Source organism: Mycobacterium sp. 94-17 (genome assembly GCF_035617725.1).
Classification (GTDB): Bacteria; Actinomycetota; Actinomycetes; order Mycobacteriales; family Mycobacteriaceae; genus Mycobacterium.
The window spans coordinates 1-401 of the sequence record NZ_JAPIYN010000103.1; the positions used below are offsets into that span (position 1 = coordinate 1).

At 65.6% G+C, this 401-nt stretch carries 1 protein-coding gene; it reads left to right on the forward strand.

Features of this window, described 5'->3' with window-relative positions:
* A partial coding sequence (locus OQ789_RS25855) for a transposase (protein ID WP_324689274.1) occupies positions 1–401 on the forward strand: 401 nt, incomplete at both ends.

Below are 401 nucleotides of genomic sequence, written 5' to 3' on the forward strand. Positions count from 1 at the left end.
TGGAGAGTGCACGAACTTGATCCCAGCCGGGCGCCGAAACCGGCGTCGCTGGATCTGACCAAACACCGCAAGATGCTCGGTGACTGGTTGGCCACCCAGCCCGGTCTGGTTGCCGAGTTGGCCCGCGACGAATTGGCCGACGTCACCCGACTCACCGAGGCCATCAATACGTTGGCCAAACGGATCAGTGAGCGTGTCCGCGCGATCGCTCCGGCGCTGCTGGCCATGCCCGGCTGCGCCGAGTTGACCGCGGCCAAGATCATCGGCGAAACCGCCGGGGTCACCCGCTTCAAAAGCGAAGCCGCATTCGCCCGTCACAGCGGAGTGGCCCCCATCCCGGTGTGGTCAGGCAACACCACCGGACGGGTCCGGATGACCCGCAGCGGTAACCGTCAACTCAA